The organism is Methanoregula sp. (assembly GCF_041663825.1).
Taxonomy (GTDB): domain Archaea; phylum Halobacteriota; class Methanomicrobia; order Methanomicrobiales; family Methanospirillaceae; genus Methanoregula.
Map to the genome: position 1 here is coordinate 178586 of NZ_JBAYLY010000002.1, position 18786 is coordinate 197371.

Below are 18786 nucleotides of genomic sequence, written 5' to 3' on the forward strand. Positions count from 1 at the left end.
ACGGTATCAACCAGAATGAGGATAAAAGATCCCTTGTCTTTTTTTAAGATAAAAAATACCTTGTTTATTCTGCGTTACCGGGTCGCGCAGCAGATACCCTCTTGAGGATCTTTTTTAATTCGCCGAACTCATGGGCAGGATCTCCCCTGCGGTGGATATAATAGTTGGCGCCGGCATCAAGGGTTTCCCTGATCTCCCGATCCAGGTCCATCCCGCTGTAAATGATAATATAAGAGGTACATCCCTGTTGGCGCAGTGTACTGACAAAAACCGTACCGTTCATCACCGGCATCTGCCAGTCTGTAATAATGACGTCGTACGTGTGTTCCTGTACCAATGCCAGTGCCCGGACGACTTCCGTCGCGGTATCCGCACAACAGTCCGGATCATCTTCAAATTCAAGACGCAGGATTTCCAGAATATCCACATCATCATCAACAATAAGAATACGCGTCATTGATCCTGCTGTTCAAAAATTGCTGGTACCTATATTTAAAATGGTATTATGCAGGAATTTAGTCCGAGCAAGTGTTAAATCAGGCATATCCTAGAAATTTTATTCTGAATCCCCGTGCCGGATCAGACGATATGATGCGGGTGGTACCCCCATCTCGAACCGTGTCTCTTTTCCAGATACCCCGGTTTCCTCAAGGGTAATATCAGTCAGTGACAGGATTTCACTCAATATATAAAGTCCACTCTGGCCCGGGACATCCCCCTCCAGTTCAAAGATCCGTTTTTTGTCCTCGGACTTAATGCCGGGACCATTATATTCCACAATGATTGCAAATCTCTCCGGTTCCTCCCGTGAAAAGACCCTGATGGATGACGGGGGATGTTCAACTTGAACCGCATTCTTGAACAACCGGGAAAAGACCCGTTCCATCTGGTGATCAGCATAAACAAAAAGATACGGAAGATCGATAGAATACCTGACAGGGCTTTCGCTGCACTGTGAGACAGCTGCAGCAACAACCTGCCGGATATCCAGCCACTCTGGGGGTTTGGAACCCAGATCTTTGAAATCCCTGGTAGTAGTGATTTTATCCCGTATGGCTTTTGCCGCATGTTCCTGCCGTTCAAGGTAACCAAGGATAACCGGATCCTTCTCCTGTTTCTGCGCCCTGCCCAGATAACCCAGAAGAACCGTGATCTTATTCTGGATATCATGGCGGGTGAGGCTGGTTAGTACATTAAGTTTTTTGTTGGCCAGACGGAGTGTCTGCTCCATACGGATTCTCTCTGAAATGTCCCGGCAGAGACAGCAGGCAAACCCGTTATTCTGGTATTCCAGGTACCTGACTACCATTTCAACAGGTATGGGCGTACCATCCTTTCTGATCATAACCGTATCGCGGGTTATGGTACCCTCACCTTTGAGGTGCTCCCAGAGATCGTCCCATGTATCTATAACCGGGGCAGGGAATATATCCACTAACGTGAGATTGGGTATTTCATCGGCTGTGTATCCCAGACTGGTAACAGCGGCCTTGTTTGCATAATCCATCCTTGCATTATGGTTCACCCAGAACACCATATCTGCCGCGTTATCCATGGTAAACTGGGTCAGGAGCAGTTGTTGTTCCATTTTTTCCCGGTTTGCCATCTCCTCGTACAATTGTCGGTTAATTTCACGGAATTCATTTGTGCGGGTTACAATGGTTTCTTCGAGTATTTCCTGCGATTTTTTTAGTTTTGCATGGACACGGACATCTTCCGTGATGTCGAGCCCGCAGGAAAAATATCCGGTCAGCTGTCCATGATTATCGAACAGGGCATGATCCCACCATCGCTGCCATCGTGCCTCTCCATTAGCCATGATCGCCCGGAATTCAATCATACCAGCCGGGTACTGCAGGCTTAACCGGGACCGGTTCACACGAACCCGCTCTGAATCCTCTGCCAGGATAAGGTGCTTGAAGGGTCGACCGATGAGATCCTCTCGTGATCGTGCCATTGCCTGGCAATAGGGTTCATTAACATACTGGATAATTCCCTCCGGGGTGTACTTTACAACATACTCCATCTGTTTGTCAAGGAGCGTGTAGAATTCTGGGAGGATTGCATCCGAAGATGTACTGCCCCCGGATGTTATGTTTTCATCGTCCACGATAACTGCTACCCCGGGCTTGCCGGTGCCATAGACCAGCGGTATCAGGAACAGGGAGACCGGGCGGTCTTCTCCATTAAAAACGATTCGGGCTCGCACCCGCTGCTCAACGCCTTTGAGTGCTGCCCTGAATATCTGCTGGACTGTTCCGCCTTCAAGGATCTTAAACGGAAACCTCTCAAACGGTTGACCAACGATCTGCTCTGATGAGTGGCCAGTCAGCCGTGAAAATTTCTGGTTATGATCTGTCACAAGGCTGTCCTGATCGAGAGTAATGAATGGCTGGAGGCAGACTTTCCTTATTGAGGCTGCAGGCATGCGATGGGAGATATAATAGATTTTTGAGGTTCCCCGCTTTCTCCCGTCAACAGATCCCTGAATCTGCAGGATGTCCATATATTTTGCTACCGAGTTTCGGTTCATGTGCAGCAGACCGGCTATGTCGGTGATACTCATCCCTTCCGGGTGCTGTTCGAGTTCCTCCTTGATTCGGGAAATCTCTTCCAAATACTCTTCCATGGTATGTTTCTTTGCGTCCTGTTGTATCCAGTGTCGGTTATGCGCCTTTAAAAAATATCCCTTTGCCATGCTTATATGCAAAGCAATTGATAGTGTTTATAAACTATTTTGTGCCAAAGTAAAAATTGCACCGAAAAAGCATGGCAAATAAATCCGTGCTGAAATTGCATCAAAAAAAGGTGATTGATGTGACGGAATACACGACATACACAGTAAAAGATGGTATGAGTTCTCCGGGAACGGTCATTCAATACGATGGCCTCCAGAAGAATATCCGACTCCTCGGTGACCTCTCGGAAAAAATTGACCAGTACTTTGCCATGCAAACACTGGCAATTACGACCGGTATGGATGAAATGAACGAGAGCGTAGCGATACGGTGATGAAAATGGAAGCACAGATTGACCAGGTATTCAAAAACGAGCTTAAGATTACTGATACGACGGGAAACCCGGGGGCGCTTGGCCTGCTGGCGTTCGGACTGACGACGATTATCCTGAATATGCATAATGCCGGTATCTTCGGCATGGGTTCCGTGGTCTTTGCCATGGGTATATTCTACGGTGGTATTGCCCAGATCATTGCGGGAATTATGGAATGGAAGAAGAACAACACGTTCGGGTTGACCGTGTTTACCTCGTTCGGGTTCTTCTGGATCTGTCTGGTATTTATGCTCCTCATGCCCATGTGGGGATGGGGTCCTGCCATCAGTAAAGAGGGGATGGTCTGTTTCCTTGGCATCTGGGGACTCTTTGCGTTTGCATTGTTCCTGATTACGTTCAGGATGGCTAAATCGATGCAGGTCCTCTTTGCCCTGCTGGTGATACTCTTCTTCCTCCTGATCGTAGGGAATGCCCTCGGGAACAGCACGATCCTGATGGTTGCCGGTATCGACGGTATCCTCTGCGGGCTGTGCTCGATGTATATAGGCCTCGGGCAGATCATGAATGAAGTGTGGAAAGAAACCGTCGTAAGACTTGGGTGATGAAAATGGTTGAAGTACAGGATTTCACGGAAATGTTTGAGAGGAATCCCCTTGCACAAGCGATTGTGGAGGCAAACCTCAGGATTGTCATGGTGAACGAAGCATTCTGCAAACTGACCGGTTACGGCAGAGACCGGTTGCTGGCGATTAAGTTCAGCGATTTCAAAGACCAGCAGATGCTCAAGTACCTGAAAAACTCGGGTGAATCGGTGACGGAAGCCATCAATGCACGGCACAAAACGATCGGGGAGAGCACGATTGAGACCCCCTCCGGCCTGCACGTGGTTCTCCGCACAAACATTCCCATTCTTAACGAGAAAGGGGAAGTAAAACTGGTCTATATCACGTACAACGAGATCACCAGTGTCGTCAAGACCCGGCAGTATATGGAGCACGAAATCGCCGAGATGAGTAAGAATTACAGCAAGATGGCAGAAGGAGATCTTACAGTCCGGTACGAGATTACGCCGCCGGATGAAGATACCAAAGAAACCCACGACCAGATCGTTAAACTGCGTGATGCAGTCCGCGGGATTGTCATTAATCTCGAAAAGAACATCGGCGATGTCAACAAGAAGATGCAGAACCTCACAACCACGGCCGACAACGCCAACAAGAGCATCGAAGAGGCATCAAAAGGTGTCAACCAGATCGCAAAGAACGCCGGGGGCGTCAGCGAGAATGCGCAGAAAGCTGCCGAAGGCGTCGACCAGATGTCAAAAGCCATGCAGGACATGAGCGCAGCCGTTGAGGAAATTACATCGAGCATGGAGAGTGTATCCACCCAGGCAAAGAGCGCAAACGATTCCGCAAAGTCGGGTGCCATCCTCGCAGATACGGTCAACAAGGATATGACCGCGATCACTGCTTCATCGAACAATGTCCATGCTATCGTCACAGAGATTGGGAAACAGATGGCCGACATCAGCAAGATTATCGTGCTCATCCGCGATCTTGCCAACCAGACCAACCTGCTTGCCCTGAATGCAGCAATCGAGGCAGCACGAGCCGGCGAACACGGCAGGGGCTTTGCGGTTGTCGCATCCGAGGTCAAGTCCCTTGCCCAGGAATCACGCTCCAGTGCCGAGAGGATCGAGGAGATGATCACCCAGCTCAATGCGGCTACCAAGAAGGCGACCGAAGCCATGGAGGCCTCAAAGGAACTGGTCAGCAAAGGTGTCATTGCCTCTGCCGATGCGGTCGAAGCGTTCAAGAAGATCCAGGTTGCGGTTGAGACCGTTTCAAACAGTGCTTCCGAAGTTGCCGCAGCAACAGAAGAGCAGGCAGCAACAACCGAAGAGATCACCGCAAGCGTTCACGAGGTCGGGAGTCTTATCGAACGGACCGCAAAAGAGGCCGGCGATGCAGCAGCAGCGACAGAGGAGTCCGCCGCAGCGCTTGACGAGATCACAAGAATGATACAGAATGTCAACGATATTGCAGTCGAGGCCACAGAAGCAAACCGCCGATTCAAGGTGGAATAACGGAGGTTTGGCGCCCATGACTGCAAAGGCAAGCGAACCTGTTGCAACGGCAAAGAACCCCGCTGCCGCCCAGAATGATCTGGGCACGATACAGGTCGTGGAGTTTGTGCTCGGGAACGAGCATTTCGCCATTGACCTGTTTGAAGTCAAGGAAGTGGTCGAGTACACGACGATCACAAAACTTCCCAATGTCCAGCCTTACGTCCGCGGGATTATCGACCTGCGCGGCGAGATAACGATGATCATTGATCTCAAGCACCGGTTAAACATCACCGATGCAAGCACAAAATCGCTTGAGGCTTCGAGGATCATTGTCCTTGACGACAAGATCACCAAATCCAAGATCGGGATCCTTGTTGACGACGTGACCTCGGTTTCCACATTCGAGGGAAACCAGGTCGATCACACGTCCGCGTCGATCAGCCACGAGGATACAGCGATCATCGGGATTATCAAGCGCAAAATCAAGGTCAAGGACAAGGAGATCAACGAACTGATCATCTGGATCGATATCAAGAAACTGCTCGACGATCTTGATTCCACCCTTTGATCGAGAAGAGTCCGGGAGTGGATCCCGTCATTACGTGGATGACCTGCCGGCACTTCCCGAAAATCAGGGAAAGGAGGTTCCTTTGGGGATCCGGCACCACATCCATTGGGACGGCGCGATTCCCTCCACCAAAAAAACCCGTGTAACCATCACTCATTGTCCATTCATGCAATGCCCCATATCAGTTTACAGGAATACCGGTGTATCTCCCTGGTACACCGGCAGCCTGGATCCATTTTTTTTAAATGCCCTGTCCGGCTCCCGGTATCCTCCCCGGGAGAATCATCCGGAGTTCCTTTGATATAGGAACCTGAAGATACCGTTATCCGGGCGACGATATCTGTATGAACGCGGTGCTCATTTTTTCCGGTGGGATGGACAGTACCACCCTCCTCTACGATCTGATCCACGAAGGATACGAGGTCAGTGCGATCACGTTCGATTACCGCCAGAAACACAATAAAGAGATCCGGTGCGCAGAAAATATCTGCAAAAAACTTCGGATTCTTCACAAAATCGTCGACGTTTCAGTCTTAAACGACCTTGCCCCGTCCAGCCTGACCCGGGAAGAGTGGGATGTACCTGAGGGCAATTATGCGGAAGAGTCAATGAAACAGACGGTCGTCCCGAACCGGAACATGGTTTTCTTGAGCCTTGCGGCATCGTATGCAATCGGTATCGGGGCACAGGATCTTTTTTATGCAGCCCATGCCGGGGATCATGCGATCTATCCCGATTGCCGGCCGGCGTTTGTAAGCGCTATGACAACTGCCCTGCATCTCTGCGACTGGAACGATGTGACCCTCCATGCACCTTACCTGATGATCAGTAAGGGAGATATTGTCAAAAAGGGACTGGCCCTTAACGTAAATTACGCGGAGACGTGGTCATGCTACAAGGGAGAAGACCGCCCCTGCGGGAAGTGCGGGGCATGCACCGAGCGGCGCGAGGCGTTCGGACTGGCGGGTGTCGCGGACCCGCTGGAATACCGGGCATAGTACCCAGGGATTTTTACCTGAAATATCCCCGATAAAAAACAACCGGGATTTTTCCCGGCCAGTCTCCCTATTATAAAAATGCGGGTTCGACCCGGTAGTCCTGCGTGCATTCGCCGTCAAGGATCGTCTCATAGGACCGGGTCTCCCCCGGTGCAACCGGACCGATAAAGACCAGTCGTGAATCCCTGATTGCATTGGTCTTGCTGTTTACCAGGTTGAAATTCAGCTGCACGCCCGGGATCGTCGTATTCCCTGCGTTATACACGTACCCGTCAAGGTGCGAATAACACCCGAACCCCGGTGACCAGGAATCTGCGTATTCGTAATGGGTGTGGAGTTCTCCTGCGGAAGTGTCTTTTGCGATCGTATCGCTCAGGCACCCTGCCCCAAGTGCAAACGCGGCGACAAAGAGGAGAAGAAGTATACCCGTGCCCACCCTGGAAAATCCCTTATGCATAGTTCTGGTGCCTCACAACTGTACAAAAAAAAGGTGTTACTTGAGTATAAGGATTGACTCGGGTGCGCGGACTACGAGTGCGAGGCTCTCGTAGATCTGGAATTCGAGCAGGTCCCCGACCGGGCCGTTGTACCCGACTGCAAGATCCTGACCGATCGCAATCGACGCATACTGGCTGCCCGAGGCGACGAGAACGCCGCCTTTCTTGAGCGCCGGAGCCTTGACAACACCGTCTCCGACAATTGAGGAGATATGCTCAAGTTCGGTCCCGTCACCCTGTGGGTATCTCCGGAGGAGCAGGTTGTACTGTGCCGGTGCGAGGGCGAGGCTGTAGGGGCCGTGGAAACCGGTGCTGTCGAGCTTGGTGACCGCAGCAATGATCTGGTCTGCAGCGGCACCGACCTTGTCCCACTTCGTGAGCGTCAGGGAGCCGGCTCCTTCCGCGTTCAAGAGGCCCGGGGTTCCCGTAAGCCCGTTAAAGATGATCCGGTCTTCCTTTGCCGCTGCGTCCATTGCCGCACAGGCCACCGGCGCCGTGTCGAGGATGAGGTGATCGCGTTCGTAGGCCGCAAGATCGCGCTTACCGAGCGAGAACTCTGTCCTTACCAGAGAGAGCGGGAGGGAGATGCTCGCGCTGATCCCATCTTCCAGTGCGTAGTCGCCGAGGGGGAGCGACTTTAATCCGAATCCATACGGGCCTTCGACAGCAAGCAGCCGCCGCCCGCTGATCTGGCTCTTTGCCGCCTGGACTGCCACATCGTCAATCAGTTTCCAGGTCTCTGCACCGATGGGTGCCTCTTCACGTCCGAGATATACATTTGCCATGATTAAGCCTCCTTTACGGTTTTGAGTGCTCCGATGGTCGATTCCTCTTTTGCTGCGGGTGCAGCAGCGCCTGCTGCCCCCAGTTTTCCTGCCATGGTGTCCACTTCGAGCGTTCCTTTCTTATAGAATTCATCCTCGTTGCCGGTCAGGATGGAGAGGAGCCGTAAGAGTTCCCCTACATGCACGCGTTCTTCGTCGGCGATATCGGTCAGGACCGCCTTTGCAAGCTCGTTGTCGGTTGCATCCGCATGGGCCATGTACCCGTGGATCGCTTCAAGTTCCCCGGCAACGTCAAGCCGGACAACCCGGATGAGTTCCTCTTTGGTCAGCTTGCGGTCCGGTACCATACCGCTGAACGGATTGAAAAAGTCTGGCATTACTATCACCTGATATATATGTCAGAGTTGTATATCGCCCGGTTTAAATACTTTTGACTGGAGGCAGATCCATCAACATGCACTGCATGAAGCGGGTGGATCAGATGAGTACTTTCTTTTTCCTGAGCAGCCGGTTGTAGGCGATCGCGAACCGGTGTGCCTCGTCCCGGATCTCCTCGATATACCGGAGCGCGATGCTTTTTTTATCGAGCCGGAGCGGGAGCACGTCTCCGGGCACATAGATCTCTTCTTCACGTTTCGCAATCGCGATGATCGGCTGCCCGGTGACGCCAAGTGTGGCAAGGGCCTCCTGTGCGGCCGAGAGCTGGCCCCGGCCCCCGTCGATGATCACGAGATCCGGGAACGGGGTGTACTCATCGGTGAGCCGCTTATAGCGCCGTTTCACCACTTCCGCAATGGATGCAAAGTCATCGATTCCTTCAACGGTTTTGATCTTAAACCGCCGGTAGCCGGACTTGTCCGGCTTCCCGTCCCGGAACTGCACCATCGAACCAACCATCGCGGTGCCGGAGAGGTGCGAAATATCGAAACATTCGATCACCGAAGGGGGGCGGGCCATCGTAAGGGCCGCGCCGAGTTCGGTGCCTTTGAGCGTGTCACGGAAGAACGCGATCTCGAGGTTCTTTTGTGCGAGATCGAGCAGCTGCCGCTTCTCCCCCCTCTGCGGAACGATAATATCGACCTGCTTTCCCTTTTTTACCGAGAGAAACTCTGCGAGTGCAGGATCCGTTTCGTAGCCGAGGATTAACTCTTTTGGTGGTTCGCGCTCCGAGTAATACTGGACGAGGAACTCCTCGAAGAAATCCTCTCCCCCGGCATCGAACGTGAATTCCTGTTTGTTTGAAAGCGATCCCCGCTCAACGTTAAACGCGGTAAGGTACACCTTCCCGTCCGTCACCTGGTACGCGATCACGTCCTGATCGTACTCGCGCTGGCGCTCTACGTGCTGCCGGTCGGCAAGGTGCCCGATGGCCTTAATCTCGTTCCTGATCATGAGTGCCCGTTCGAAATCCTCCGCTGCCGAGCGTGCTGCCATCTCAGTTTTGAGTTCATTGAGCAGTTCGTGCGCTTTTCCCTTGAGGAGCAGGGTGGCCTTCTTCACGTTCTCATCGTATTCTTCCGGGCTCACGGTGCCGGTGCAGGGGGCACTGCAGGACTGCATATGGTGCCGGAGGCAGGGCCGTTTCGGGATTATCTTGCAGGTCCGCAGGTGGAAGACCTTCTTTGCCACCTTAAGCACGTAGTCGCGCTCCGCGGCCGAGACAAACGGCCCGAAGAATGTCCCGTCTCCGGTCGTTTTCCGGGCGATCACGAGCCTCGGGAACTCTTCCTTTGTCAGCTCGATCCACGCGTAGCGTTTCGCGTCTTTTAAGTCGATATTGTATTTCGGCTGGTGTTTTTTGATCAGGGTGTTTTCGAGAAGGAACGCCTCGGTCTCGGTGTCCGTGACAACGACATCGACCGAGGCGATATGGGCGACGAGGCTCTTTGTCTTTGGGTCATGATCTTTTTTTGTGAAATAACTCGATACCCGCTTTTTGAGATTTTTTGCCTTCCCGACATAGATGATCGTCCCTACATCATCGGAATAGAGGTAGCAGCCGGGGTTTTCGGGAAGGCTCGCAGTATCGATCATGAATCTCAAAAAGAGTATCCGGGTGCAGGCTCATTAAGCGTTGGGGATGGGGTAATGAACGGTCAATCGGCCGGCTCGCTACAGTACTCCCTGATCGCGTTGAGGAAGACCGGGCCGTACTTCTCCTGCTTGACGGTACCGACCCCGGGGATCGTTGCGAAATGCGCCCGGTCGCAGGGGCGGGTGCGGGCCATCTCCCTGAGGCTCCGGTCCGCGAACACGACATACGGCGGGATCCCGCTCTCCCGGGCGAGGGATGTCCTGACCGCTTTGAGCCTCATGAAGAGTTCTGTGTCCGCTTCACGGGCATCACTGTCTACCACTTCGGCCTCAGGTACTGATAACTGGGATACCGGTGCTGCGTCCCGCACGGGTGTCGGGAGCCTGACCCGACAGGTCCCGGCGAGCAGCCCGCTGCTTTTCGTTCCAAGGGCAATGACCGGGTATTTGTCCCCGGTTCGTGCGAGGTACCCCTGCCGGACCAGGTCGTTGATCCAGACACGATATTCTTCCTTTGAGTGCTGCTTTCCGGAGGCATACGCGGGCAGGCGGTCGAAATGGTATGCTTCGATCTTCGCCGACTTTTTTCCCCGCAAGACATCGGTAATGAGTTCGACCCCGAAGTGGGACGGCAGCTGCTGCACACACGCAGCGATCATGCGCGCCGGTTCCGTGCCGTCGATGGATGCCGCGGGGTGTTCGCAGTTGTCGCACGACCCGCACTGCTCTGACCCGGGTGTTTCACCAAAATATGAGAGCAGGAATGCGCGCCGGCAGCCGGTCGTCTCGCAGTACACGGTCATGTCCTGGAGTTTTTTGAGCGCGATCCGGACCGAACGCTCTCCGCCATCATCGTGTTCGAGCATGGACCGGACCCGGGCATAATCCCCCCTGCTGTAAAAAAGGAGACATTCGGCAGGCTTCCCGTCTCGCCCTGCCCGCCCGGTCTCCTGGTAGTAGGACTCGATCGTCTTTGGCAAGTCATAGTGGATCACGAAGCGGACGTCCGGCTTGTCGATCCCCATCCCGAACGCGACCGTGGCACAGACAATCTGCGCAGCGTTTTTGAGGAACGCATCCTGCACGTCTGCTCTCACCGGCCGGGGAAGCCCGGCATGGTAGGCGAGCGCCTTGAATCCTTTTTTCCGGAGTTCGTATGCGATCTCCTCTGTCTCTTTCTTGCTCATGCAGTAGACGATCCCAGCCTCGTTTTTGTGCCGGCAGAGGAAATCGGCGAGCATGACCAGCGGGTTCTTCTTTGGGACCACCCGGTAGGTCAGGTTCTCCCGGTTGAAACTGCCCACGAACTCCCGGACCTTCACGAGGCCGAGCTGCTGGCAGATGTCTTTTCTGACTTCCGGGATTGCAGTCGCGGTGAGGGCGATGACGGGAGCGGAGGGGAACAGTTTCCGAAACCGGGCGAGTTCCCGGTACTCGGGCCGGAAGTTGTGGCCCCATTCCGAGATGCAGTGCGCCTCGTCGATCGCAATCAGTCGGACCGGGGCTGCTGCAAGGGTATCGAGAAACCCGGCCTGCATGCATTTTTCCGGTGAGACAAAGAGGATGTGAAGCCTGCCTGCCTTCATTTCCGCTTCAATCCCGGTGCGCTCCCGGTAGTCGAGCGTGCTGTTAAAGGCGGCAGCCGGGATCCCCCGGGCGTTGAGGTCGTCCACCTGGTCTTTCATGAGCGCGATGAGTGGCGAGATTACGACCGTGAGGCCGCCGAGGTACAGGGCCGGCAGCTGGTAGCAGAGAGACTTTCCGCCCCCGGTTGCCATGATCGCGAGGGTGTCGTGTCCGCTCAGGACCGATGCGATGATCGCTTCCTGGTGCGGCAGGAATGCAGGATAGCCCCAGTATTTTTTGAGCAGGCTGACGGGTGTCTGATGTGGTTCGGCGGATTGTTGTATGGGGGCAATCTTCAGTGTATCCATGGATTTCCTCGGATCGTGTGAGGAGAGATGCACCGGAACTGCATATGAATACCCGGGTGCGGAGGGTGAAACTGAACGGGAGGATGTGGCGGACGGAATCGACCGGGAGTACGGGAGACAGCGGGAGTAAAAGAGTCCCAAAAAGGCCCGGGTCCTTACGCGTACGATTTGCGGTCCTGTTAACCTGGTACAGGATCATCAGCATACCTCCCTGAAAAAATATATGATCACCCCACCACGTTCACAGAACAGACGTGTGTTACCTTCGCTTAGACACGCAGAGAATACTGTCCTGTTACCTCTACAAGATTGATCCGGCTCGCCAGCCGGTCTCCCGCACCGGAATGCAGAACTTTATCCGTCCCGAGAGAACACGCTCATAAACGAGGTGCACTTATTACGGATTCCCAGGACCTGTACACAATGGAGAATGGGAAGATCCTCCTTGAGATCCGGCTTTCATCCCCGGATCAGATCTTCACCCCGTACTCCCCAATACCGTTCAACGAACATGAGCTCAACTCCGTGACGGAAGACTATATTGTGGAAACGGTCCGGGACTTCCCGGAAAAGGCAGAGTTCCGTATCGTCCTCCGCGTGCCGGCTGCCATTGCCAGGAGCCCGGCATGCCAGGTGCTCCCGGATGCGATCCGGAACCATTTCAGGTACAGGATGCTGGCCCTTGACCGGAGGTACCGCCAGTGGATCCGGTTTGGCAAAAAGACCCTCGTCATCGCAATCGTTGTCCTCGCCCTTGCCACGTATGTCAGCCATGCCATCCTGGAGTTCAGCGAAACGTTGCCCGCACAGATGGTCTCTGACGGTGCTTCGATTGTCGGCTGGGTCGCCATGTGGGCACCGGCAACGGTACTCCTCCTTGAACTCTGGCCGGTCCGGGAGACAAAGAGACTCTACGAGCGGATTATATCGATGGAGATCGTGGTTGCCCCCGCTCCCTGACCCGCTTTGATACAGGAGCCTGCTGGTGATCGGCCGGGTCCGGCCGATTTTTTTAATAGAGAATTTTGTGGCAGAGGAGTGGCAATCCCCTCTCATTCAACATTTTAGTGGAAACAAAGGTTCCGGAACTGGAATATGGCATGCCACACCGACCTCTTGCTGAGATCGGTCGCCCCGACCAGTTTTTCTGCGGAACCGGAGGTAGGGGGGAGGGGGGTTATCTCAGATCCGCGTGGATAACAGGTCGCCCCGACCAATGTGTACGATCGCTCGGACCGACCGATCACTGAGTACGGTCGGGGCGACCACCCCCGCTCATCTGAAACTCCAGTGGAAACGCAGGCCAAAAATCTGGAACAATGGAGGTCACCCCGACCGATTTTGAAATTGATCGGTCCGATCTATTTTTCTGCGGTGCGGGAGGTTGGGGGGAGGGGGGCTACCAATTTTTTTGGAGGTCGGGGTGACCCCCCCGACTTTTTTCCGGAATTGCCGGGTCGGGACCCGGACTTTTTTGGGAATTCTCAGCTCACGATCCGTTCAATCCTAAAAGAAAAGATACCGAAGGATCTAAGCCTTCCCCTTCAGCATCGGCTTAAGGAACTGCCCGGTATAACTCTTCGCCACCCCGGCCACTTTCTCCGGCGTCCCGGTCGCCACGATCTCCCCGCCGGCATCCCCGCCTTCGGGCCCGATGTCGATGATATGGTCCGCGGACTTGATCACGTCGAGGTTGTGCTCGATCACGATTACTGTGTTGCCTTTCTCCACGAGATCGTCGAGCACCTTGATGAGTTTCTTCGTGTCGTCAAAGTGCAGCCCGGTGGTCGGCTCGTCGAGGAGGTAGAGTGTCCTTCCCGTCGCCCTTTTCGCCAGTTCCCGGGTGAGCTTGATCCGTTGTGCTTCCCCTCCGGAGAGGGTCGTGGAGCTCTGGCCGAGCTTGATATAATCCAAGCCGACGCGGGAGAGCATCTCCAGCTTGGAGCGGATGGAGGGGTGGTGCTCGAAGAGCGCGAGCGCCTCCTCGACGCTCATGTCGAGAACATCGGCGATCGATTTGCCCTTGTATTTCACGTCGAGCGTCTCGCGGTTGTACCGCTTCCCCTTGCATTCCTCGCACTCGATATAGACATCGGGCAGGAAGTTCATCTCGATCCGGATCAGGCCGTCACCCTCGCAGGCCTCGCACCGGCCGCCTTTGATGTTGAATGAGAACCGGCCCGGGCCATAGCCCCTCATCTTTGCCTCTTTTGTCTCCGCAAAGACGGTCCGGATCTCATCGAAGAGCTTGGTATACGTGGCCGGATTGCTCCGGGGGGTTCTCCCGATCGGCGACTGGTCGATCACGATCACCTTGTCGATATCAGTATCGAAAACGATCTTGTCGTGTTTGCCGGCCTGCTCACGTGAGTGGTGGAGGATCTGCTTCATGCCCTTGTGGAGCGTCTCGTACACGAGCGTGGACTTCCCGCTGCCGGAAACCCCGGTGACGACCGTCAGGAGACCGATAGGGAATTTTGCATCGATGTTCTTGAGATTGTTCTCCCGGCAGCCTTTTACCGTGATATATTTCTCCGGTTTCCTCCGCTTTGCCGGGACCGGGATCGACTTGGTGCCGGCAAGGTACTGGCCCGTGAGCGACTTTTTGTTCTTCTCGATCTTTTCGGGAGTGCCCTCCGCCACCAGCGCCCCGCCGTGCATCCCGGCCCCGGGGCCCATGTCGATCACGTGGTCGGCGCTGCGGATCATATCCTCGTCATGCTCCACCACGAGCACCGTATTCCCGAGATCGCGGAGCGTCCGCAGGGTCTCGATCAGCTTCCGGTTGTCCCGCTGGTGCAGGCCGATGGAGGGTTCGTCGAGAACGTAGAGCACGCCCATCAGGGTCGACCCGATCTGGGTGGCGAGCCGGATGCGCTGCGCTTCCCCGCCGGAGAGCGTGCCGGCATTCCGGGAGAGCGTGAGGTACCCGAGACCGACCTTCTCAAGGAAGGTGAGCCGGGAGTGGATCTCTTTTAAGATCTGCTTTGAGATCTCCTTCTCTTTCTCGGTCAGCTTCAGGTCGTCGAAGAACCGGATGCCCGCAGATACGGAGAGGTCCGTCACATCGATAATTGATTTCCCGTTGATCCGGACCGCGAGGATCTTGTCCTTGAGCCTCTTGCCCTTACAGGCCGGGCAGTCAAAGACCCGCATGTAGCCCTCCATCTCGCGCTTCCTCCAGTCGGACTTGGTCTGGGCATAGAGCCGGGCGGTCTGCGGGAGAAGTCCTTCCCACTCGCCGTTATGCGACCACTGGGCATCGCCGTTTCTCGTGCTCATCGAGAAATGCATCTTCTCGGTCGAGCCGTACATCAGGGCATTATACTGTGTCTCGGTGAGGTCCTTTATTGGGGTAAGGACTGAGAAGCCGAAGTGCTTTGCGACCGTCGCAAGGTACTGACCCCGGAAACCGTCCATCGGGTTCCGGTACGGCGCCACCGCCCCGTCCGCGATGCACCGGGTCTTGTCCGGGATGATGAGGTCGGCGTCGAACTCCATCTTGACCCCGAGGCCGTGACATTCCCCGCAGGCGCCATAGGGATTGTTGAACGAGAACATTCTCGGCTGGAGTTCCTCAAACGTCATCCCGCAGACCGGGCAGGCAAGGAGCGAGGAGTAGGTGGTCTCTTTTCCCTCGTCATCGAGAACGATGATGAGCCCTTCGGATTTTTTCAAGGCATTCTCGATCGCTTCCGTGAGCCGTGACCGGTCGCTTGTCTCCAGCCGGTCGATCACGATCTCGATATCGTGTTTCTTGTACCGGTCGAGCGTGATCTCTTCGTCGGTCCGGATAATTTTCCCGTTCACCCGGACCCGGGCATACCCTTCCTTGTTCAGGTCTTTTAAGAGCTGCTGGTAGGTCCCCTTCTTCTGCCGGACGATTGGCGAGAGGATGGTGACCTGGCCGGGATGCTCGGCCATGATCTGGTCGGCGATCCGGTCCGGGGTCTGGGCAGCGATGGGAATATTGTGCTCAGGACAGTACGGGGTGCCGATGCGGGCAAAGAGGAGCCGGTAATAATCGTAGATCTCGGTGGTGGTCCCGACCGTTGACCGGGGGTTCTTGGAGGTAGTCTTCTGCTCGATGGCAATCGCCGGCGAGAGCCCCTCGATGTAATCCACATCGGGCTTCTGCATCATGCCGAGGAACTGCCGGGCATAGGACGAGAGCGATTCCATGTACCGGCGCTGGCCTTCCGCGTAGAGCGTATCGAACGCGAGCGTGGATTTACCGGAGCCGGAGACACCGGTGATCACCACGAGCTTGTCGCGGGGGATCTCGACGCTGACATTTTTCAGGTTGTGCTGGCGGGCACCTTTGATGATGATGTTTTTCATTTTACGTGCGGTACAGGTTGGTGTCGGTATTTATAGAAGTGAGGATTGGGGAGGGTGAAAGTGATCCGATTCAAGGAAATCCGCGATCCACGTTGCCCAATCGTTGTCTTTGTCATGAAAATTTTGAAAACTTCAGACGATGGAGCCGGCAAAAGGAAATTCGAGTTTGGAGTGCAAAATTTTCATTGCTTTGGTGCGAAGTCTTTGTCTTCATGCGGGTTTTTTTAGGTAACTTATGAAAAATCTTTATCCATGAAAATTTAAAATTTTAATTATTTTTATTCCGTTCGGGTTGATTACTCGAAAATTAAATACAGTTGATAATGTGAAATCTACTTTTAATCGATCTGTCGGATATTCAGCAATTTCAATAAACAACCTTTCATCTCCAGGTTGTGTAGTTTTATATCTCCACCACATAATGAATCAATCAGCAAGCAGGTAGGTGAATACCTATGGAAGTCGAGGAACAGATCATTAGGGAATTATACCAGGTGCCGCGTCAGCACTATCATGAGATCCTTGATTTTATCCGGGAAAAAAAGAAGAATGCCGGTAAAATAATGGGTGACACCGTACTTGCCAGCGAATCTTCCCTTAAAAAGGACTGGTTACGTCATGAGGAAGACGAGGCATGGGCGGACTTGTAAAAGGCGACGTTGTTGTCGTTTTGTTTCCGTTTTCTGATTTGAAATAATTTAGGAGTAACCGAAAGAATGGATACGAATGTAACCGAGACCGGAAATCCGGAGGCATTACGATCTCTCGTAGTCGTATTCTCCTGCCATCACAACAATACGGAGAAGATCGCGAATGCCTGTGCAAAGGTGCTCGGTGCCGAGGTAAAAACACCCCGGCAGGTTAAGCCCGAAGAGATCGCGGAGTACGACCTGGTAGGTTTTGGCTCGGGAATCTACAGCGCGACATTTGATGCATCCATTCTTGACCTTGCCGACCGGCTGCCCCTGGCAGGCAAGACAAAAGTTTTCCTCTTCTCAACCTATGGGGCCCCGGCCTTCGTGGCCGACAGGAAATTTGTTGAGCATAACCACTCGCAGATCCGGGAAAAACTAACCGCAAAAGGGTACGCGGTCACCGGTGAATTCGGGTGTGCGGGGTGGAACACGAACAGCTTCTTAAAATATTTCGGTGGTCTCAACAAGGGGAAGCCCGATGCCGCAGATCTCCGGAATGCGGAAACGTTTGCACGGGACATGATGGAGAAAGCCCGGGGAGATCTTTGGTATGCCTCACCACTCCTTTGACTATAACCGCCGTTATGTAAATTTCCCATGAAAATCAAATACGTTGAGTTAACAGATCTCACCAAAACAAAGTATAGTGTTTGATTTCCATGCTTCGGGTGTGAACGCCCGTTCATGTGCGTTTCAACAGAGCAGAAAAATCGCCAAACCGGAGAACAAGTGAGGCGAGATTCGGGACATAATCCGTTGGGAGAATCTCCGGCCGATCATCAGTGCAATAAGTGCGCCCAGAATGCCGGGACATACGTCAAAAGCATTTCACACCGCATATTTACGATATCTACAGGGATAGAATTCATTCATTGGCACAGTTCTCTAATTTTTTACGTACTTTGTCATAATCGAATATAAAGGTTGTTTTTATTGATTATTTCTATTGCTCATCAATGGCGATTATAAATCCCTCACTCATTCCATTTTGAGAAATGAAACACTCAAAAAAATAGAGATTGGGCACGTATACAGAATAATTAAGGTCGCCGCTCGCACCGGGAAACATAAGCACTTATTTTACAAATGACCCATGTGACGGCGTTTGAACAGCGGGAGCATGAACAGCTCAGCCAAATATGGTACATGAAACTGTTGTGGCCCTGAACTATAAAAAAGGGAATTTGCGCGCTCAACATATACAAGAGCATTACCTATATCACGGTTTTTAACCCGGTTGTTAAAATCAGACTGCGCCGACAACCGGCAAGTGGACTTAAACGGTCCCCTTCACTTTTTCACAACTGACCCGGGAATTCGGGTTTTATACTGACATTTATTTTTGCAACATAACGTCTTGGAACAATGTTTGCGGAGGTTATGACACAGATGGATTTATAGTAGTTATGTATGATTAATAAAACAAAATTATATATAGGATAAATCCCAACGCATACAAAGTTTTTCAACAGGTCGAGGATTCACATGAAGAGCAGTACCCCTTACAAATTTTATAATGAATCAAAAAATTCGCCAGGTTGCATATGGCGGAAATTACCTGAAAATGCCCTGCGTTCCAGTGTGCTGGTTTTCCTGGTGCTCTCCCTGCTCGCCGTATGCCCGGCACAGGCCGGTACGAAATACATGGCCGGAAACCCTGAACTGAACGCACATATCGCAGGGACCAACGAGTTTTCTCCGGGGGACGATATCAACATTCAGGTTGTCATCGAGAACACGGGCCTCAACCAGTTCAAGATCGTCAAATCCGGCATTGTCGACCCCAACGACCTCTCGAACACGGCAAAACATCTGACAGTGACCCTGGGAGCGGCAGATGCACCTGTCATTGTC

16 protein-coding genes and 1 pseudogene are annotated in these 18786 nt (G+C 53.4%); 9 read left to right on the plus strand and 8 right to left on the minus strand.

What is annotated here, in order from left to right:
• Window positions 1-64 precede the first annotated feature (64 nt).
• Both WCX19_RS01970 and WCX19_RS01975 read right to left on the minus strand, forming a co-directional pair.
• Complete coding sequence (locus tag WCX19_RS01970; RefSeq protein ID WP_373004176.1) at window positions 65-457, minus strand: response regulator; 393 nt, start codon at window positions 455-457, stop codon at window positions 65-67.
• A 99-nt stretch (window positions 458-556) separates the two neighbouring features.
• The gene (locus tag WCX19_RS01975) at window positions 557-2698 is read right to left on the minus strand and encodes a PAS domain S-box protein (RefSeq protein ID WP_373004179.1); all 2142 of its coding nucleotides are present in this window, start codon (window positions 2696-2698) and stop codon (window positions 557-559) included.
• 110 nt (window positions 2699-2808) lie between these two features.
• Between WCX19_RS01975 and WCX19_RS01980 the strand changes: the two genes are divergently transcribed.
• The 5 genes from WCX19_RS01980 to queC all read left to right on the plus strand — a co-directional run bounded on the left by WCX19_RS01980 (window position 2809) and on the right by queC (window position 6646).
• The gene (locus tag WCX19_RS01980; protein ID WP_373004182.1) at window positions 2809-3012 is read left to right on the plus strand and encodes a hypothetical protein; all 204 of its coding nucleotides are present in this window, start codon (window positions 2809-2811) and stop codon (window positions 3010-3012) included.
• A 5-nt stretch (window positions 3013-3017) separates the two neighbouring features.
• Window positions 3018-3614: an acetate uptake transporter gene (locus WCX19_RS01985; protein WP_373004185.1), complete on the plus strand. Its 597-nt coding sequence runs from the start codon at window positions 3018-3020 to the stop codon at window positions 3612-3614.
• A gap of 5 nt (window positions 3615-3619) precedes the next feature.
• Window positions 3620-5098 (plus strand): methyl-accepting chemotaxis protein, encoded by a 1479-nt coding sequence (locus tag WCX19_RS01990; protein WP_373004187.1) that lies wholly within the window; start codon window positions 3620-3622, stop codon window positions 5096-5098.
• Window positions 5099-5114: 16 nt separating this feature from the next.
• The gene (locus tag WCX19_RS01995; RefSeq protein ID WP_373004190.1) at window positions 5115-5648 is read left to right on the plus strand and encodes a chemotaxis protein CheW; all 534 of its coding nucleotides are present in this window, start codon (window positions 5115-5117) and stop codon (window positions 5646-5648) included.
• Window positions 5649-5992: 344 nt separating this feature from the next.
• Window positions 5993-6646, plus strand: coding sequence for a 7-cyano-7-deazaguanine synthase QueC (gene queC, locus WCX19_RS02000; RefSeq protein WP_373004194.1), 654 nt, complete (start codon window positions 5993-5995; stop codon window positions 6644-6646).
• 70 nt (window positions 6647-6716) lie between these two features.
• Here the strand turns inward: queC and WCX19_RS02005 are convergent, their stop codons facing one another.
• The 5 genes from WCX19_RS02005 to recQ all read right to left on the minus strand — a co-directional run bounded on the left by WCX19_RS02005 (window position 6717) and on the right by recQ (window position 11896).
• The gene (locus tag WCX19_RS02005; RefSeq protein ID WP_373004197.1) at window positions 6717-7082 is read right to left on the minus strand and encodes an FxLYD domain-containing protein; all 366 of its coding nucleotides are present in this window, start codon (window positions 7080-7082) and stop codon (window positions 6717-6719) included.
• A 57-nt stretch (window positions 7083-7139) separates the two neighbouring features.
• The gene (locus WCX19_RS02010) at window positions 7140-7928 is read right to left on the minus strand and encodes a family 1 encapsulin nanocompartment shell protein (RefSeq protein ID WP_373004200.1); all 789 of its coding nucleotides are present in this window, start codon (window positions 7926-7928) and stop codon (window positions 7140-7142) included.
• Window positions 7929-7930: 2 nt separating this feature from the next.
• Window positions 7931-8305 carry a ferritin family protein gene (locus tag WCX19_RS02015; protein ID WP_373004203.1) on the minus strand — a complete coding sequence of 125 codons (375 nt, stop codon included), beginning with the start codon at window positions 8303-8305 and terminating at the stop codon, window positions 7931-7933.
• Window positions 8306-8405: 100 nt separating this feature from the next.
• Window positions 8406-9962 carry an excinuclease ABC subunit UvrC gene (uvrC, locus tag WCX19_RS02020; protein WP_373004206.1) on the minus strand — a complete coding sequence of 519 codons (1557 nt, stop codon included), beginning with the start codon at window positions 9960-9962 and terminating at the stop codon, window positions 8406-8408.
• A 62-nt stretch (window positions 9963-10024) separates the two neighbouring features.
• Complete coding sequence (gene recQ, locus WCX19_RS02025) at window positions 10025-11896, minus strand: DNA helicase RecQ (protein WP_373004208.1); 1872 nt, start codon at window positions 11894-11896, stop codon at window positions 10025-10027.
• 423 nt (window positions 11897-12319) lie between these two features.
• Here recQ and WCX19_RS02030 point away from each other — a divergent pair, with 423 nt between their 5' ends.
• Entirely contained in the window at window positions 12320-12856 is a 537-nt protein-coding gene (locus tag WCX19_RS02030) for a hypothetical protein (protein ID WP_373004211.1), read from the plus strand.
• A 570-nt stretch (window positions 12857-13426) separates the two neighbouring features.
• Here the strand turns inward: WCX19_RS02030 and uvrA are convergent.
• Window positions 13427-16237 carry an excinuclease ABC subunit UvrA gene (gene uvrA / locus WCX19_RS02035; RefSeq protein ID WP_373004215.1) on the minus strand — a complete coding sequence of 937 codons (2811 nt, stop codon included), beginning with the start codon at window positions 16235-16237 and terminating at the stop codon, window positions 13427-13429.
• Between the two features lie 455 nt (window positions 16238-16692).
• On the opposite strand from uvrA, the gene WCX19_RS02040 reads away from it, so the two are divergent.
• The 3 genes and pseudogenes from WCX19_RS02040 to WCX19_RS02050 all read left to right on the plus strand — a co-directional run.
• The gene (locus WCX19_RS02040; RefSeq protein WP_373004218.1) at window positions 16693-16887 is read left to right on the plus strand and encodes a hypothetical protein; all 195 of its coding nucleotides are present in this window, start codon (window positions 16693-16695) and stop codon (window positions 16885-16887) included.
• 66 nt (window positions 16888-16953) lie between these two features.
• Window positions 16954-17502 carry a flavodoxin family protein gene (locus WCX19_RS02045; RefSeq protein WP_373004221.1) on the plus strand — a complete coding sequence of 183 codons (549 nt, stop codon included), beginning with the start codon at window positions 16954-16956 and terminating at the stop codon, window positions 17500-17502.
• Between the two features lie 1011 nt (window positions 17503-18513).
• Window positions 18514-18786: pseudogene (locus WCX19_RS02050) on the plus strand (S-layer protein); the annotation flags it as partial.

Coding starts and splice junctions, on each gene's coding strand:
- recQ (WP_373004208.1), bottom strand. CDS start 11,896: ATGGATACACTGAAGATTGCCCCCATACAACAATCCGCCGAACCACAT.
- WCX19_RS01970 (WP_373004176.1), bottom strand. CDS start 457: ATGACGCGTATTCTTATTGTTGATGATGATGTGGATATTCTGGAAATC.
- queC (WP_373004194.1), top strand. CDS start 5,993: ATGAACGCGGTGCTCATTTTTTCCGGTGGGATGGACAGTACCACCCTC.
- WCX19_RS01990 (WP_373004187.1), top strand. CDS start 3,620: ATGGTTGAAGTACAGGATTTCACGGAAATGTTTGAGAGGAATCCCCTT.
- uvrA (WP_373004215.1), bottom strand. CDS start 16,237: ATGAAAAACATCATCATCAAAGGTGCCCGCCAGCACAACCTGAAAAAT.
- WCX19_RS01985 (WP_373004185.1), top strand. CDS start 3,018: ATGGAAGCACAGATTGACCAGGTATTCAAAAACGAGCTTAAGATTACT.
- WCX19_RS02045 (WP_373004221.1), top strand. CDS start 16,954: ATGGATACGAATGTAACCGAGACCGGAAATCCGGAGGCATTACGATCT.
- WCX19_RS02015 (WP_373004203.1), bottom strand. CDS start 8,305: ATGCCAGACTTTTTCAATCCGTTCAGCGGTATGGTACCGGACCGCAAG.
- uvrC (WP_373004206.1), bottom strand. CDS start 9,962: ATGATCGATACTGCGAGCCTTCCCGAAAACCCCGGCTGCTACCTCTAT.
- WCX19_RS02010 (WP_373004200.1), bottom strand. CDS start 7,928: ATGGCAAATGTATATCTCGGACGTGAAGAGGCACCCATCGGTGCAGAG.
- WCX19_RS01975 (WP_373004179.1), bottom strand. CDS start 2,698: ATGGCAAAGGGATATTTTTTAAAGGCGCATAACCGACACTGGATACAA.
- WCX19_RS01995 (WP_373004190.1), top strand. CDS start 5,115: ATGACTGCAAAGGCAAGCGAACCTGTTGCAACGGCAAAGAACCCCGCT.
- WCX19_RS02030 (WP_373004211.1), top strand. CDS start 12,320: ATGGAGAATGGGAAGATCCTCCTTGAGATCCGGCTTTCATCCCCGGAT.
- WCX19_RS02040 (WP_373004218.1), top strand. CDS start 16,693: ATGGAAGTCGAGGAACAGATCATTAGGGAATTATACCAGGTGCCGCGT.